General features: G+C 63.8%; 1 protein-coding gene. It reads left to right on the top strand.

The features are described 5' to 3' along the window. On the top strand, positions 1-260 hold a 260-nt coding region (locus SB764_RS41880), incomplete at both ends, for a dioxygenase (protein WP_410867020.1).

A 260-nucleotide genomic window follows, 5' to 3' on the forward strand; every position in this document is an offset into this window, starting at 1 on the left:
GTGACGAATGAACATCATGACGGCGACACCCGGCTGACCGAGCAGGTCGTCGCCAGCTTCGACGGTACGCCGAACCCGCGCTTGCGCGTGCTGATGCAGAGCCTCGTGCGGCACCTGCATGCGTTTGTCCGCGAAACGGAACTGACCGAGGCCGAGTGGATGGCCGCGATCCGCTTCCTGACCGAAACCGGGCAGATGTGCGACGACGTCGTGCGCCAGGAATTCATCCTGTTGTCGGACACGCTGGGCGTGTCGATGCT

The sequence above is a fragment of the Paraburkholderia sp. SIMBA_027 genome, assembly GCF_046535315.1.
Classification (GTDB): domain Bacteria; phylum Pseudomonadota; class Gammaproteobacteria; order Burkholderiales; family Burkholderiaceae; genus Paraburkholderia; species Paraburkholderia tropica.